The 16,013-nt window shown below is 43.5% G+C and carries 11 protein-coding genes; 3 read left to right on the top strand and 8 right to left on the bottom strand.

Translation table 11 applies throughout. The features are described from left to right. Window positions 1–15: 15 nt before the first annotated feature. The 8 genes from HFD85_RS03320 to HFD85_RS03285 all read right to left on the bottom strand — a co-directional run bounded on the left by HFD85_RS03320 (window position 16) and on the right by HFD85_RS03285 (window position 13,656). The gene (locus tag HFD85_RS03320; RefSeq protein WP_167605180.1) at window positions 16–1,635 is read right to left on the bottom strand and encodes a hypothetical protein; all 1,620 of its coding nucleotides are present in this window, start codon (window positions 1,633–1,635) and stop codon (window positions 16–18) included. Next, on the bottom strand, window positions 1,628–5,029 hold the full coding sequence (locus HFD85_RS03315; protein WP_167605179.1) for a multiheme c-type cytochrome: 3,402 nt from the start codon (window positions 5,027–5,029) through the stop codon (window positions 1,628–1,630). Before HFD85_RS03315 ends, HFD85_RS03320 begins: the two co-directional genes overlap by 8 nt. Continuing rightward, entirely contained in the window at window positions 5,029–6,621 is a 1,593-nt protein-coding gene (locus HFD85_RS03310; protein ID WP_167605178.1) for a cytochrome c3 family protein, read from the bottom strand. The genes HFD85_RS03315 and HFD85_RS03310 overlap by 1 nt, the downstream gene beginning before the upstream one ends. Next, entirely contained in the window at window positions 6,622–7,959 is a 1,338-nt protein-coding gene (locus tag HFD85_RS03305; protein ID WP_167605177.1) for an NAD(P)-binding domain-containing protein, read from the bottom strand. Between the two features lie 2 nt (window positions 7,960–7,961). Continuing rightward, window positions 7,962–8,831 carry a hypothetical protein gene (locus HFD85_RS03300; RefSeq protein WP_167605176.1) on the bottom strand — a complete coding sequence of 290 codons (870 nt, stop codon included), beginning with the start codon at window positions 8,829–8,831 and terminating at the stop codon, window positions 7,962–7,964. Between the two features lie 231 nt (window positions 8,832–9,062). Then, window positions 9,063–10,337, bottom strand: a complete 1,275-nt coding sequence (locus HFD85_RS03295) for a M23 family metallopeptidase (RefSeq protein ID WP_167605175.1) — start codon at window positions 10,335–10,337, stop codon at window positions 9,063–9,065. A 106-nt stretch (window positions 10,338–10,443) separates the two neighbouring features. Then, window positions 10,444–11,322, bottom strand: coding sequence for a YitT family protein (locus HFD85_RS03290; RefSeq protein ID WP_167605174.1), 879 nt, complete (start codon window positions 11,320–11,322; stop codon window positions 10,444–10,446). Between the two features lie 195 nt (window positions 11,323–11,517). Beyond that, complete coding sequence (locus HFD85_RS03285; RefSeq protein WP_167605173.1) at window positions 11,518–13,656, bottom strand: sensor histidine kinase; 2,139 nt, start codon at window positions 13,654–13,656, stop codon at window positions 11,518–11,520. 295 nt (window positions 13,657–13,951) lie between these two features. On the opposite strand from HFD85_RS03285, the gene HFD85_RS03280 reads away from it, so the two are divergent. The 3 genes from HFD85_RS03280 to HFD85_RS03270 all read left to right on the top strand — a co-directional run bounded on the left by HFD85_RS03280 (window position 13,952) and on the right by HFD85_RS03270 (window position 15,976). Beyond that, window positions 13,952–14,812 (top strand): helix-turn-helix domain-containing protein, encoded by an 861-nt coding sequence (locus tag HFD85_RS03280; RefSeq protein WP_167605172.1) that lies wholly within the window; start codon window positions 13,952–13,954, stop codon window positions 14,810–14,812. A gap of 102 nt (window positions 14,813–14,914) precedes the next feature. Next, window positions 14,915–15,571 (top strand): cysteine dioxygenase, encoded by a 657-nt coding sequence (locus HFD85_RS03275; protein WP_167605171.1) that lies wholly within the window; start codon window positions 14,915–14,917, stop codon window positions 15,569–15,571. Between the two features lie 36 nt (window positions 15,572–15,607). Then, on the top strand, window positions 15,608–15,976 hold the full coding sequence (locus HFD85_RS03270; RefSeq protein WP_167605170.1) for a DsrE family protein: 369 nt from the start codon (window positions 15,608–15,610) through the stop codon (window positions 15,974–15,976). The last annotated feature ends 37 nt before the right edge of the window (window positions 15,977–16,013 follow it).

The raw sequence follows: 16,013 nt of genomic DNA, 5'->3' as shown, positions 1-16,013 counted from the left end.
TTAAACTCCTCTATTCTAAAAATTCTTTCTCAGGCTTAAATATAACCGATTAAAAATATCTTTTTCCTGAATAGTGGCTTCAAAGTTAACAGAGAAGTAAAAATTTTTGTTGAATCGATAAGAAAAATCGATCTCTCCGATGTGTTGTTTCAAACTTGAAAGAGAATTGACATAGTTGAAATCAACCCACCTGTAATAAAGCATGGAATACAACTTCCCGTCAATCAGATCTTTCGACAACCGTGCACCGTACACCTGGCCATCGAGGTAGCTGGTTTGCATCAGGTTTCCGCTTAAACTTAAAGACGCATTTATTCCTGGCAACCGGGACCAGGTAACAAAACCATTTACTGTTTTGGTAGGTCTCGGATCGTTTTCACTGAAACGCGTGCCAGCGCTGGCACTTACGATCAGGTAATTTATGGGGCGGAAATTCATGCGAACCCGTACTCCCTGCCGGCTTGCCTGCTGAAGAATTTCGTCGGTTATGTTTCTGAACGTTTCGTAGTAGATCACATTCTTCCGGTTATCGTAAGAAGCAAACAGCGACAACTGCCTTGAAAAACGGTAATTCGCCGACAAATATAAACTGGTAAGACTCAGCGTATTTTTGGGTTGATTGTTTTCGAGTTTATACAAATCGATTTCGAAGGAAGTAAAAAGATTCAGATTTTTAACGGCTGAGTTGGTGTGCTGAAAATAAGCAAAGCGGCGATCAACATTTCCCGCATTTCGCTGTTCGAAAAAAGCCAGCGACGACTGCACAAAACCATGCTCAACCTTCCGGCTGTGGCCGAAATAGGCACCATATTCAAACAGATCGAAATTATAGCCATAATCGTAATAATCGGGGCGCGATCCGGCAATAATACCCGCGTAGAAATTCTTGAAATCGTATTCAAACTGAATACCATCCACTGCACCAACATTGGCTACGTGTGGATTTATTTTACGCCCCAGCCACAGCGAAGTTGATTCTGTGAAATCGTAGCGCAGGGCCAGGCTGTAAATTTTAAGTGCATCGTTCAGGTTCTCTTTCACCACGTCCCATTCGTTCAATTTATGGGTAAACGAAATATAGGTTTCGGCAGAGAGATTTGAACCTGAAACATTCGAAGCCAGTGCCGAAAATGTGTAACGAAAGCGATGCATATCGTCCGATACATTCGAGAAATTGGAGTATGACGATAAACGCAATTTCCCTGAAAAATCCGGCGTATTTTTTTTCTGATTTGTTGGTTCCGTCGCTGTCAACACTTGCTGGCTCACATCCTTTTCAGGAAGTTCCTGCTCAGCAATAACGGGAATAACATCGCTTTTCGGCAAAGACTTTTCGCGATTAAAAATCAAATCCGATGTTTTGAAAGTGAGGTCTCCAAGGGCAGTACATAAACACGAAATGGAAGATTGATGCTGAACTACCAGTGCCGGTATGTATGCCTGTTCCTTAAATACAAAAAGCGTATCCCCGTTTTCAATTCCGGCCGTGGTTTCAAACTTCACATAAATGTTATCGCCACTGATATACGAAACAGTTCCCTGCCTGTACTTTTCCTGTGAATAGCCATTTATGATCCCGCAAAAAAACAGTATCAGCAAAACCAACGAGCTTCTATGTGGAATTCGGCTAATCATCTCCGGCAAATCCATTCGGGTGACAATCAAAGCAACTGGTTGCTGTATATACATATTCGCTCACATCAGTATGACGGCTGTCGGTTTCAGTTTGATTGTGTTCGTGACAGGTAATACACGAGAACACAGCATAATTTGTAGCCTGCGTATGACAATCGGCACAGGAGTTCCAAGCGCCATTGTGACGTCCGCTGTAAATGGGGAAATATTGCCCGTCGTGATCAAAAGTAGAAGGCACCCAGGCCGTTTCCGTATGACAAGTTTGACACTCGGTTGGAAAGTTTGCCGCCAGGTGAGAAGGGTCTGTAGTAGTATTATAATCTGAGGCATGACACCCGTAACAGGTGTTCGGCGTGTTTGAATAATTTCCCTCGTGACATAAAAAGCAATTACTTGCAACCGTTGCATGATCACCATTCAGCGCATAATAATCGTTGTGATTTGGAAACAGCGCAGGCTCCCACCCCGGGTTAGTGGTATGACAATCATCGCAGGAAGTAGAGAGCCCCAGTGATCCGTGACTTGGGTTTATACTTGCGTTGTAATCCGCTGTATGACAAGCGCTGCACAACATTGAAGTCCCGGTATAACCATCGGAATGGCATGCCGAACATTCTGTGGCAATATGTGCTCCGGTAAGCGCGAAATTCGTTAGGTTATGATCAAAATTTACAGCATCCCAACTGTTAACCGTGTGGCATTGCAAACATTCGGTTGGATAATTCTGTGTCAAATGGTTGGGCGCATTGTTGAAATTCGCCTGATGGCAGGTAATGCATTCTGAACTCGCAGCCGTTGTGGTTCCAAGGTGGCAGTCAGCACACTGTCTTTCGGAATGGCCGCCAGTGAGTTCAAATCCACTGGTCACAGTATGGTCGAATTGCGATGGAATCCACGCGGTGGTGGTATGGCAGTTTTCACATTCGGTAGATAATCCGGCAGTACTGTGTATCGGATTTTGTGCCTGGTTATAATTATCATCATGGCACGAATTGCACAGCATCGAGGTACCGGTATAACCATCGGTATGGCAAGCCGAACATTCCGTGGCAATGTGTGCTCCGGTGAGCGGGAAGTTCGTCAGGCTATGATCGAAATTCACAGCGTCCCAACTGTTAACGGTATGGCACTGCAAACATTCGGTTGGATAATTCTGTGTCAAATGGTTGGGCGCATTGTTGAAATTAGCCTGGTGACAGGAAATGCATTCTGAACTCGCTGCACTTGTTGTTCCCAGATGGCAGTCGGCACATTGTCTTCCTGAATGGCCACCTGTGAGTTCAAACCCACTGGTTGCAGTATGATCGAATTGCGATGGAATCCAGGCGGTCGTGGTATGGCAGTTTTCACATTCGGTAGATAATCCGGCGGTGCTGTGTATTGGATTTTGTGCCTGGTTATAATTCTCTGCATGACAAGAATTACACAACATCGAAGTCCCGGTATAACCATCGGTGTGGCACGCCGAACATTCGGTAGCAATATGTGCTCCGGTCAAGGGGAAGTTCGTCAGGTTATGATCAAAATTAACAGCCTCCCAACTGTTCACAGTGTGGCATTGCAAACATTCGGTTGGATAATTCTGTGCCAAATGATTGGGCGCACTGTTGAAATTAGCCTGATGACAGGAAATGCATTCTGAACTTGCAGCAGTTGTGGTTCCAAGGTGGCAGTCGGCACATTGTCTTCCTGAATGGCCGCCAGTAAGTTCAAAACCACTGGTTGCTGTATGGTCAAATTGCGATGGAATCCACGCGGTGGTGGTATGGCAGTTTTCACATTCGGTAGATAATCCGGCAGTACTGTGTATCGGATTTTGTGCCTGGTTGTAATTCTCTGCATGGCACGAATTACACAGCATCGAAGTACCGGTGTAACCATCGGAGTGGCACGCCGAACACTCCGTGGCAATATGTGCTCCAGTCAACGGAAAGTTCGTCAGGTTATGATCAAAATTCACGGCCTCCCAACTGTTCACCGTGTGGCATTGCAAACATTCAGTTGGATAATTCTGCGCCAGATGATTGGGTGCTTCATTGAAATTGGCCTGGTGGCAGGTAATGCATTCTGAACTCGCAGCCGTTGTGGTTCCAAGGTGGCAGTCGGCACATTGTCTTCCTGAATGGCCACCTGTGAGTTCAAACCCACTGGTTGCAGTATGATCGAATTGCGATGGAATCCAACCTTCTTCAGTATGGCAGACCTGACACTCGGTGGAAATTCCGGCTGTAAGATGCACCGGGTTTGCGGCTTCATTATAACTATTGATATGACAACTTGCACATTCGTTTGATGTACCTGAAAAACCATTGGAGTGACACTCCAGACAATCGGTTTGGACATGTGCCCCTTTCAACGAAAAACCTGTGGTTTCGTGATTAAATGCTCCTTCTTCCCTTCCCATCGGGTGGCAAGCATAACAAGCTAAGCTATTGTAGGAGTACCCGTTAATACCGCGGTGTTCATCATCCATTTTGTTCTGGTTGTGCTCGTGACAACCGGTACAACTAAAAACGGCGTAGCTTTCGGGTTGGGTGTGACAATCGGTGCAGCTCTCCCACTCGCCACGGTGTTTACCTGAGAAAATCGGAAAATAATAATCGTCGTGAATATCAAATTTAGCAGGTTGCCAGCCGGGGGCTGTGGTATGACAATCAGTGCAAGTTGTAGTAAAGCCGGAATTCTGATGCGATGGATTGGCGGCAGTTAAATAATCGTTTTGATGACACGAGTAACAATCCGAAGAAATGGGCTCAAAAACTCCGGCAGTATGACAGGCCGCACAATCATTAATTTCGTGCCCCTTACTCAACGGGAAAAAGTCGTGGTTAAAGCCTTGAGAGCTCCATGAAAAAGCATCGATTTTGTGACACTCAATACAATCGGTTGACAAGCCCGCCTGGGCATGATTCGGATTGGTAGTGGCTTCGTAATCCTGCCGGTGACAATCGATACACTCTATGCCAAGTGGCTGAAACTCGAGCTTCGAAGCCGAGGTGTGGCAGTCGGCACAATCGGCAGTATTATGTGCTCCCAGCAAAGGAAACCGGCTTGCCTGGTGTATTTCGGTAATGTTTGAAACCAGCCACGATTTCGGGTCGTGACAACGTGCGCAGTCCATTCCCAGGGTAGTGTTATGCATATCGGTGTGGCAATCCATGCAGTTGGTTTTGGCTTCTGAAAAAACAAGGCTCGAATGACAGGCTTTACAATCCGTCGCCACGTGCTGACCTTCCAACTTGAAAGTGGTTTTATTGTGATCGAACTTCGCAGTGGCTGCAGAAAAGATCCAGCCTTCGGTGGTGTGGCAATCCAAACAGTCAAACTTCAGATCGTCGCCATGCGGATTATCCTGCGCCTTTACCGACAAAGCCCAGAATACAATCAAAAGCATTAATGACAACTTTTGCATGATATGTCTTCAAATTTGTAAACAATGTAATTCCTGATCAATCCATCGGTGGGCTTGTGGCAGGCCAAACATTGCAGGCCTTCGTGTTTCCCATCGAGTTTGAAACGCGCATCAGCATGATTGAACTTGTCGGGCAGCCAGTTATTATAGGTGTGGCAACGCGTGCAATCATTTTTCCCCAGTACTTCAAATTGTTTGAAATGAATATCCTCGTGACAGTTTTCACAACTCTCAGAAAGTGTTGAAAACTGTTGTTTTACAATTCCATCGCTTTCCCGGAAATGACAATCACGGCAGGTTTGCTGTGCATGCTTTCCAAGAAGTTTAAAATTGGTGGTGTTATGGTCGAATGAAACTTGCTTCCATACATCATTGTTATGACAAGCCTTGCAATCCGATTCGGGCATGTACTTATTATCCAGCACATCTCTATGAATGTTTTCGTGACAGTCGACACATCGATTTACGGGAATGCTGAAATTCCATTTTTCACCTGATTTGTGGCAGGCAAAACACGGTGTGGCCATGTGCGCCCCTTCCAGTGCAAACTGACTTTGATTGTGCCGCATGATTGAATATGACGAAGTAGAAAATCCATTTACTGAATGACAGGACTCGCAATCGGGCGACACACCTTTTTTTGCCAACTGTCCTTCGTGATAATCACGGTGGCAATCGGTGCAACGCTGAAATTTTAAGGCCCGTGTATAACTCCCGCTTTTGTGGCAACTTTTACAATCCACGCCAAGGTGTTTACCCAGCAAAGGATAGTCGGTGTGATTATGATTGAAAGTGGAAGCTGTATTTACCTGTTTAAAAGAAAATTCGTTGTGACATTTCCGGCAATCCGAGCCAAATTTATTATCGTGTACATCGTCGTGACAATTGGTGCATGTGCCAAATTCGAGGCCGGCAAACTGCTGAAATTCCTTTTCGTTGAGTGTGGTGATAGGGTGACATTTTATACAGGCTGTTCCCTTGTGTTGCCCGATCAGTACAAAATCGGTTTTTGAATGATCGAAACCCGTTGCCGGTTTAAATGCATCCTGACTGTGGCATTGCGTACAGGTTTTCGAAAGCGTGTTTTGATGCACATCTTCATGACACGAAGTACAATCGGTTCCCATTCCCAGAAAAGTACCCGGCTGCTTTTTTTGCGATAATTTTGTGGCAATCAGTTCTGCTTTATGGCAATCGGCGCATTTAATCGCAGCATGTTTGCCCTCCAGTTTAAAACCTGCTAGCTGGTGGTCAAAATTCTCCGGCTCGAAACGCACAATTTTGAAATCGCGTCCAAAATGCTCGCCGTGACATTGGGCACACTTCTTCCCTTTTGCCTCAACCGAAGCATGATAACCTTTGTTCTGATCGATCAAAGCTTTGATCTCCTTGTGGCAATCGAGGCATTTCGAAGTTGTTTCCTGTTCACCCAAAACATGACATTTGGTGCAGTTCGTCAAACCTTCGAGATGAGCATGAGCTTTTGAAAGCTCGCCTGGCGAGATCTGTGCCAGTAACGCGGTATTCACCAGCATCAACAGAAATATTACACCATATTTTAATCCACCGTTCATTTATCGTTTTTCGTGTTTCAATACTGCTTCACCAAACTTCCGTGTTATTAAAATGCCTGCACTTTTCAGGAAGTCGGTTGGCAGCTCGCCTCCGGCAAAAATGTACACCAGATCGTTCGGAATTGAAATTTCTTCGTGGTCATTTAATTCAAGCAGAACGGAATCCTTTTCAATCTTTACCACATTTGAATTCAGCACCACCTCAAATTGCTTTTCAGCAATCGCAGTATCGAGATTCTGTTTGTTTTTAGACTTTAATCGCGAGAAAGTATCCTTTCGATATGAAAGCGTAACCTGATTCTGCAAAGCCAGCAGAAGTGCCGATTCAATGGCCGAATCGCCACCTCCCACTACCAGTATATTTTTATTGTGGATCAACTCGGGTTCCAGTAAACGGTAAAAAACTTTAGGCAGATGTTCACCCGGAACATTGAGCTTTCGGGGTGTTCCTCTCCTTCCAATCGCCAATAATACTCGTTGGGTAGAAAAGTTGCTTCCGTCGTTGCACTGTACTTCGAAACCGCCGTTTTGCTGCACGATGCGATCGACTTTCTTTTTCTCTGCAATTTGAATGGCATTTTTTGAAAGCACCTCGTTCCAAAGCTCCAACAATTCTGCCTTGCCGGTTTCGAAGAGCTTTACTTTTCCGTGTAGCGGCAGATCCATCGGAGAAGTCATAACAATTTTTGATCGGGGAAAACTGGAAACAGTTCCACCCAATGAATCCTGTTCCAGCGTGATGGTTTTTAACTTCAGACGATGGGCCTCAAGTGTTGATGCGATACCGGCAGGCCCGGCACCAACGATAACCAGATCGTAATCCTCTTCACTTTTCTTGTCAATTCCCCGGGCAAGATTATTAACTGCTTGTCGACCCTGCTCAACCGCATTTTTAATCAGTCCCATGCCACCCATTTCGCCTGCTATGAAAATGCCCTTGACATTCGATTCGAAAAATTGATTTACATGCGGCAGATCTACGCCGCGTTTTTCCGTTCCGATAAAAAGTGAAATTGCCTGTGTAGGGCAGGCATGAAAACAGGCGCCGTGACCCACACAGCGGCTGGCATTAATTACTGTAGCTTTTCCGTTCTGAATGCCCAGAATATCGTGTTCGGGACAAGCCCGGATGCAGGCACCACTCTGAATACACGAGTTCACATCCACCACCGGATGAAGCGACACCGGCTCGTGCAGGCCTTCTTCTTTTGCAACCCTGATCTTTTCACCAACAATTTTCGACTCCCGACGCAGCTTCCTGATATATACATAAACTACGCCGATCAGGAAAATGCTGACGGCACCGTAGATAATTATTTTTTCCAAGAAATTTTCCATGTTCAAAATATCCAGGTGTAACCAAAAAGCGCTGCAATAACGATGTGTACAATCATAATTACCAGCATAATCAAGGCAAATGGCAAATGAGCCACATGCCAGTAGCGCAGAAAATTCTGCATCGACGAAAGCCAGGCGATCCTTCTGTTCAGGATTATTTTCGATTTGAAAATGCGGGTAGCTTTCCGCATGTTTCTTCCTTTTATTCCCTGATCCCTGAGTTCCTGCTTGATCTGCCTGACCAGTTTTTGTTCGAAGAGGAATCGTTTTACGATACGGATCAGGTAATTCGTTTCTTCTGGCTGCACAGCCTGCAACAATGCGGTGTTCATTTTCGTCAGTGTTTGAGGTGCAACCTGAAACTGATCTTTTAAGCGGTCGTAAAGATCTGTTTCCATCGAATTCAGATCGTTCAAGCTCATTTCGCGACCTTCGATAGTACGTGGTATTTGCAGGTAAATATATCGGCCGATAATGCCACTTACAACCACGGCAACCATGCTCCAGAAACTAACGGCAACTATCCCGCCGAATTTGAAAGAAGTGTGGTAAAGCACCAGAACGGGCCCGAGCGTGCAAAGGAAAATATGAAATTCGAGCCAGTGCTTAAGGATACCAATACGAGATAAGCGTCGAAAGCGTTTTCGTGCCATGTAGCCAAAAACACCGATAACCATAAAAGCTGATCCGGCGATACCAATTCCGTGCCCAACAAAACCCGATGGTTTCAGCAACTCATTTTGTTCGTGGAAATGGCGTTCATGAAAGGGTGTGGTATAATACGACCGGCCATAAAAAGCCAGCGTAATAAATACGAATACTACAATTCCGGTTAAGACTGCCAGATAAACAGTGTGTGCCAACCTCCCCATCCGTTCCTGGTTTTTTATTGATCTTTAAATTTACGTATATAATAATTTAGATATACGTTAAAGCAATGAACTTTAGTATTTTAAAATCATTCTAAACGGCGTACAGGAAAAGAAAGCTGTAGTGACTGGATAGCCGTAACAAGCTAAAGTTCAGATCAATCCATCCGAACTATTTACCAATTAAAACAACGGGGGAAATCGAACAACAAACGGATAAAAGAATTGTCGTAATTATTTACTAACGAGAACATCCAGATCTTCGGCCCATTTAATCTTCTGAAGTTCGTTCATCATGGAATCTCGTAAGACGACATAACGTTCCATGTTCTCTTCTTTGACCGGTTCTACCGGCGGAGCTTTTACAGTTAAGGGATCAACATAACTTCCGTTTTTTTGTACCCTGAAATCGAGGTGAGGGCCGGTAGCAATTCCGGTAGCACCAACATAACCAATAACTTGGCCTTGTTTCACTCGTGCCCCGGTGCTGACTCCTTTGCCGAAACCTGAAAGGTGCATATAGGTGGTAGTATAAACAGAGTTATGTTTGATTTTCACGTAATTTCCGCCGCCGTTTTTCTGATAGGCACGGGCAATTACAGTACCATCGCCAATACTCATTACGGGAGTACCTTTGGCGGCGGCATAATCTACCCCCTGGTGTGGGCGGCGAATACGAAGAACCGGATGCATTCTGCTTTTGGAAAAACGCGAACTAATACGTGAGAACTGTAAAGGAGCTTTCAAAAATGCTTTCCGCAAACTTTGCCCTTTATCGTCGAAATAATCAAGGCGATCATCCTGATCGAAAAGAAAAGCATAGTTTTCCTCGCCATAATGATCGAACTGAACGGCATAAATTTCGCCAATTCCGATTGGCACTGAATCGACAAACATTTCGTCGTAAATTACCCGGAAGCGGTCGCCCTGTTGAATGGCGAAGAAGTCGATCGTCCAGGCAAAAATATCCGACAACTCGAGTGCAAGCATCGGATCCTGACCATTGTCGACCATGCTGTTCCACAACGAAGTTTCAACCACCCCCTGAGCGGTGCGCATTTCGGTTCTCACTTCCTTGCTACCTTGTATAATTCCAAGCGTATCGAACAGTTCGAATACGGTATAGTCGACCGCTGAATTTTCGTAAACAAAATATTTGGCTGTGGGAACTGAATCTCGCGATGAGAAAATGGCATAAGGTTCGCCACTTTTAATTTTACGCACATCAAATATCGACCTTGATTTTCGGGCAATCTTGTCGATGGTGACCATGCTCACTCCTTTCTCGTTCAAAATCTGGCTGAGGTACTGGTTGTTTCTAACCTTACCGTATTCCACGTCGAACGAATCGACAGGCAAACCGTATTTTAAAACCGGTTCTTTCACCGGAACAATCGTATCCTGAGGAATTTGCTCAACCCGTTTTTCAGCTTTCGAGCTGCACGAGAACTGGGAGAATGCGATGAACAGTCCAAGCCCCACAAAAGTCAATCTGATAAATTTCAACATACTGTTTCGCTTTAATTAGGCAAAAATAAGAAAACTGATTAAAACGGAACTTAAGTATGTCATCTTCGCGGTAATTTAGAATGAGCTGACTAACGGAAGTTCAACATCAGAGTTTAAGTTTATCGAAACCCTGCCCGTAAACACCCATTACGCTGCCCATCGAAATAAAAGCATCCGGATCGATATGTTTGATTTTTCTAAATATAGCCCCGGTCTCTTTTTTACGGACAACTGACATAATAACTTTTACATTCTGTTTGGTATACCACCCCGATCCTTCGAGAAGTGTTACCCCGCGGATGGCTTCCTTATTGATGAATTCTGAAATTTCCTCGTACTTTTTCGAAATAATAAACATTTGCGCGGAGCGGTTGGCGCCACTCAGAAACGAATCGAGCGCATAAGAAACCACCCACATTACCACATAACCGTAAACCATTTTTTCAACTGACCGGAATACCAGAAAAACCGAGCCGATTATTATAACATCGCAAAGCATAATAACACGCCCGGGGCTCACATTTCTGTATTTGGTAATTATCATGGCGATAATATCGGTACCGCCAGTGCTCCCACCACGCGAAAATACAAGCCCCAGCCCGATGCCGCTGAGTCCGCCACCTAAAACAGAGGATAAGAACATATCATCAACCAAAGGCTGCTTAACCAAATTCTGAAAAATGGCAAAAAAGGCGGTGATAACCAGGATGCTGTAAATGGTTTTTACCCCGAAATTGGCACCCAGTACTTTTATGGCTATTATCACAAGTACCGCATTAATACTGAGGTAGGTTATACTTACCGGAATCTTTGTTGCATAATATAGCACTGCTGCCACCCCACTCACTCCACCTCCGGTGATCTGAGCAGGTATGATAAAAACTACCCACGACATGGCAAACAGAAACAAGCCAAAGGTCATGATTCCGTAATCTTCGATTACTTTAAAAAGGTTATGATTAGCTGCAGTAATTTTCGTAAACATCACTTACTTTTTTGAGGTTAAATTCGGCCGCAAAAAAACAAACAGTTTCTTGTTAAAAGCCTGAAGTTTATCAGTATTTCAAAATAATTCAACTAAAAAAAATAGGAAATGCAGAATAAATTGAACAAACTGAATATGAAATCATTGAAAGCGAATTTCCGGCATTTGAAAATCACTTTTTCTTCAATACGCACCTTAACTCACCGTAGAATCAGGAAGCGTAAAATAGAAGTTGGATCCTTTTCCGGGTTCGCTTTCAAGCCAAATAGTACCACCATGTTTTTTTACAAACTCGTAACAAATTGAAAGCCCCATTCCGGATCCTTTCTCATTTTCGGTACCTTTTGTCGACGTGTTTCCGTCAACATCAAAAATAGTGGCCTGGTTTTCAGGCGTAACACCCACTCCATTATCGTGGACACCAATTTTTGAAAACCGTTTGTTTTCCTTTGACAGTGTATCCAGACTAATAATGATCTCACCGCCCTTTGGCGTGAATTTTATCGCATTCGAAATCAGGTTACGCAAAATAGCGGCCAGCATAAAGCGGTCGGCATTCACTATTGTACCGGCGGGTATCTGCGATAGAATGCTAATAGTTTTCGCATCAGCAGCCAACTTCAAAGTACCTTTTACCTGGGTTATCAATTTCTGGAGGTCCAGCGGTTCTGAATTAAAAGCAATAGTGTCGCGCTGGGTACTGGCCCAGAGCAGGAGGTCTTCGAGCAAATCATAAGTTTCCAGAATCCCACCGTGAACCGCTTTAACAAATTTCTTTTTACTTTTCACATCCAGTTCATCGAAATTGTTTTTAAGTATTTCCGATAATCCGATCATCGAATTAAAAGGGCTTTTCAGGTCGTGGGCAATAATGGAGAACAGCTTGTCCTTGGTGCTGTTTATCCTTTTCAATTCAAATTCTGCCAGCTTCTTCTCTGTTATGTCGGCATGTGTGCCAATCATTCTCAGCGGCTTACCATCTTCGTCGTACGACAATACTTTTCCTCGGTCCAGAATCCATTTATACGAACCGTCCTTGCAGCGCATTCTGAATTCACTTAAATAATGAACTTCTTTATTTGCAAAACACTCTTCAAGCTTTCTTTTAGCTTCGGGTAAATCATCCGGATGTACACGGTTTTCCCACTCGATAAAATCTCCTGCAATTTCGTGATCCTCATACCCCAACATACTTTTCCAACGTCTGGAAAAAAACACCTTCCCCGAAGGAATATCCCAGTCCCAAAGTCCTAAATTGCTGCCATCAACCGAAAACTGCCAGCGTTGTTCGCTGTCTTTTAACATCAGCTCCATGCGCTTCTTTTCAGTTATATCCGAAAAATGACCTTCAACAAGTATTTCGTCCTGATTTTTTTTAAGCACTACAAAAGCATTATTTACCCAGATCCATTCACCCGATTTGGTCAGCAGCCGGTTCTCCAGTAAATTTCTTTCGTTAATCACTGACGTCCTTAATTGCTCGTGTAGTGTGTTCCAATCCTCCGGCAGAATAATTTGCTGCCACTTTTCCACGTTGTATTCCAATTCCGAAGGCTCGTATCCCAGAATATTTTTAATGCTTTCAGAAAAAAACAAGCCTCCGTTTTTGGTCGAATAACGGTACAGTACATCTGGAAAAACATCAACTATGTTCCTGTACTTTTCTTCGCTGACCTGTAAGCGAACATTCAGTTTATTGAGCTCTTCAATTTTCTGGTTGAGTTGCCCCTGGGTTTTTAGCAAAACTTCGTTCTGGTGCTCAAGTGCTTTTGCAATTTTACCTTTATCATCAATTGAAAAGAGCAACCTATGATACAATTGCCCAAAACCTTCAATAAATATTATAGAAAATGCAAGCAGTGAGAAAAGAACAGATGACCATTGAATGACGGAATTCGGAAGTGCATTGAGGTCGAAATTAGGCTCTATCGCCCCAATCATAAACAGAATGGCAATGGTTATATATGCGAAGCCAATAAATAAAATCAGAGTTATTGCCATCCTTCTTTCGGTTAATATGGTGGCAATTGCAATAGCTATAATCACAAAATAGTGAACACCACTAAAACTAAGGTACCAAAGCGCAACCAAACCCACGATTGTGTAGGAAGCAGTAAGAATGTATACTTTTAACTCTGTACTAAGTTTGTTTCGGAAATAATAAAGGGTAAGGATCATCACATACATCACTGTATGAATGGCATAAATGTCTTTCCAACCAAATTCCAGCCATCGGGCAATGGATGCCAGGTAACCGGGAGTCAAAAAAACAACGGTAATAAGAATAATCTTATTAGTAATTTTTTCCCTTATTGATTTTATCTCATTACTCACAGTTAGTATGGTGTTGAACTAACATCGAAGGTCAAGTTAAGTAAAATGTTATTATGAACATATACCTCCAAAATCCGAAAGCCCATTATCAGTTATTTACTGATACACATTTCAGTATTTTTGAAGTCACCCGGCAATAATTACTTACTTCCAACAATAGCTTTGTCACGGACTTTTGTACGCACAAAACAAACAACACTCCTCTTAAACTACTATGCAATAACACCTTGTATAACCAATCAGCTTTGATTAACGACTAAAATATCTTAAATTGTATTCTCCAAAACGAATTGCCGTGCTTAATTTCTACAAAATAGTAAAGGAAAACCTGAATTTTAAGCGGTTTGAGTTCAGGGAAACAGTGTGCCTCGAGTACACCTGCCCGATTGAGGCTGAAGAGATCGGTATTTTTTCGAGAAACGATTACATTGTATATGTATTGAGTGGTAAGAAAACCTATAAAACGCTTTATGGCGAATGGACCCTGGAACCAGGACAGACACTCTACCTTAAAAAAGGAGCGGAAATTATCCATCAGTATTTTGATGACCAGTACTGTATGCTTGGCTTTTTTCTCTCCGATGAACTCATCCGCGAAACCATAAAGGAATTGCAGGGGAATCAGGTTTTAAAATCCGGAAATGACAGTGCTGATTTTACAGCTCGTCCTGTAAAAGAATCCGATTATCTGGAAGGATATTTTAATTCCATGCTCACCTATTTCAGGGGAGTTAACCGCCCGCCCGATCCGATTCTGGTGTTAAAACTAAAAGAATTGCTGATCAACCTGGTAAATTGCGATCCGGTGCTTACCTCCTATTTTATAGGTTTAACCGAAACCGACCGGCCATCTCTTAAACAGATTATGGAAAAGAATTTTTGCTTTAATCTGAAGTTGGAAGATTTTGCCGAACTTTCGCACCGCAGTCTTTCGTCGTTTAAGCGCGAATTCCAACAGCTGTTTAACGAGTCGCCCGGAAAATGGATAACACGGCGCCGCGTAGAACATGCAGCCAATATAATCGCAAATTCAAACCAAAGTATTACGCAAATAGCTTACGAAACCGGCTTTGAAGATGTCTCTCATTTTAGCCGGGTTTTCAAAAAAATCACAGGTAAAAGTCCTTCCGAATACAAAAAATCGATGGTTTTTTGATCAAATTTCAGCTCATGAACTAAATAGTCAATACTTCGGACTTTTTAGCAAAGTCTGACGCTCAGATAGTTCTCAACTTTGTATCAACAAAAACAGAGAACTATGAAAAACTTGATTTACACCACAGCAAAAACATCCGACAACGGATTCTCTCCTTTCTTCTTTCTGAAAGGAACATCGAAAAAAAGCTACGAAAACAATAACGATGTTCAGGCAAATAACTCCAATAACTTTGGTACAAGCCGGCTCTTAACTCCGGAAGCCTCGTTGGGAATGAGCAACGGCAGTCTTCCGAACCTGGCAACAGTTTGCCGCGAATTGTTTAACACTTTTCACACGAAACAAGCGCCTTATTCAGCACTTCAGTTTGTTCCGGTAATGCAACAGGTTTCAACTCTTGATCCCGATCAACTAAAACGATTTTTAAAAAACAGGGAAACACGACACGTTCTGGTTGACAACAGCTGGATGAAAGTAGTGCTGATTCACTGGAAACCCGGAAAAGTGAGTGACATTCACGGTCACCCAAGCGGAGGATGCGTTTTTAAGGTACTGCACGGCAAACTGGAGGAACTGAGGTATTCCACCGATGAAAAGCAGCGGATTCTTTGCTCGAATGGTTACCGGGCAGGCAGCATCGCCTACATCGACGATCGTCTGGGTTACCACGCCGTTGGCAATCCCTTCGGAGCTTCAGCCGTAAGCTTACACGTTTACACCCCCGGCAGTCCAAAATCATTTAACGAAAACATTTTTTAATCATACAAATAGTATTCACCATTAAAATTTAACATCATGAAAGCAAAACAAAAATTAGTAGTAGTTATTTCGAGAGGTCACGACGACGAACGCTCATCAGTAGCATGGAGCATTGCTAACGGAGGTATTAACAACGGACTGGATGTTTCCATCTTCCTGGTCAGCTCAGCCATCGACTGGGTACGCAAAGGAGCAGCTGAAAAAGCACGCCCGAATCCTGAAGATCCAACCATGAAGGAAATGATCCAGAATGTATTCAACAACGGTTGCAGCATCAGCGTATGTCCACCTTGTGCCAAAGTGCGCGGATACAGCGAGGAAGACTTGGTTGAGGGAGTAAAAATCGTGGGCTCGGTAGCCATACACGAACGGGTAAAAGAAGGAGCTGCGGTATTGAGTTTCTAAGAGAAGCTTTTTTCATGAAAAAAGGGATGGCAGTTTT

Source organism: Maribellus sediminis (assembly GCF_011799805.1).
GTDB classification, from domain to species: domain Bacteria; phylum Bacteroidota; class Bacteroidia; order Bacteroidales; family Prolixibacteraceae; genus Draconibacterium; species Draconibacterium sediminis_A.
The sequence above is the reverse complement of the archived record's forward strand: the minus strand, read 5'-3'. Positions and strand labels throughout refer to the sequence as shown.

Bases quoted from the DNA above. Each gene is read 5' to 3' on its own strand.
- HFD85_RS03315 (WP_167605179.1), bottom strand. From the start codon at position 5,029: ATGCTTTTGATTGTATTCTGGGCTTTGTCGGTAAAGGCGCAGGATAAT.
- HFD85_RS03275 (WP_167605171.1), top strand. From the start codon at position 14,915: ATGAAAAACTTGATTTACACCACAGCAAAAACATCCGACAACGGATTC.
- HFD85_RS03270 (WP_167605170.1), top strand. From the start codon at position 15,608: ATGAAAGCAAAACAAAAATTAGTAGTAGTTATTTCGAGAGGTCACGAC.
- HFD85_RS03320 (WP_167605180.1), bottom strand. From the start codon at position 1,635: ATGATTAGCCGAATTCCACATAGAAGCTCGTTGGTTTTGCTGATACTG.
- HFD85_RS03305 (WP_167605177.1), bottom strand. From the start codon at position 7,959: ATGGAAAATTTCTTGGAAAAAATAATTATCTACGGTGCCGTCAGCATT.
- HFD85_RS03295 (WP_167605175.1), bottom strand. From the start codon at position 10,337: ATGTTGAAATTTATCAGATTGACTTTTGTGGGGCTTGGACTGTTCATC.
- HFD85_RS03310 (WP_167605178.1), bottom strand. From the start codon at position 6,621: ATGAACGGTGGATTAAAATATGGTGTAATATTTCTGTTGATGCTGGTG.
- HFD85_RS03300 (WP_167605176.1), bottom strand. From the start codon at position 8,831: ATGGGGAGGTTGGCACACACTGTTTATCTGGCAGTCTTAACCGGAATT.
- HFD85_RS03290 (WP_167605174.1), bottom strand. From the start codon at position 11,322: ATGTTTACGAAAATTACTGCAGCTAATCATAACCTTTTTAAAGTAATC.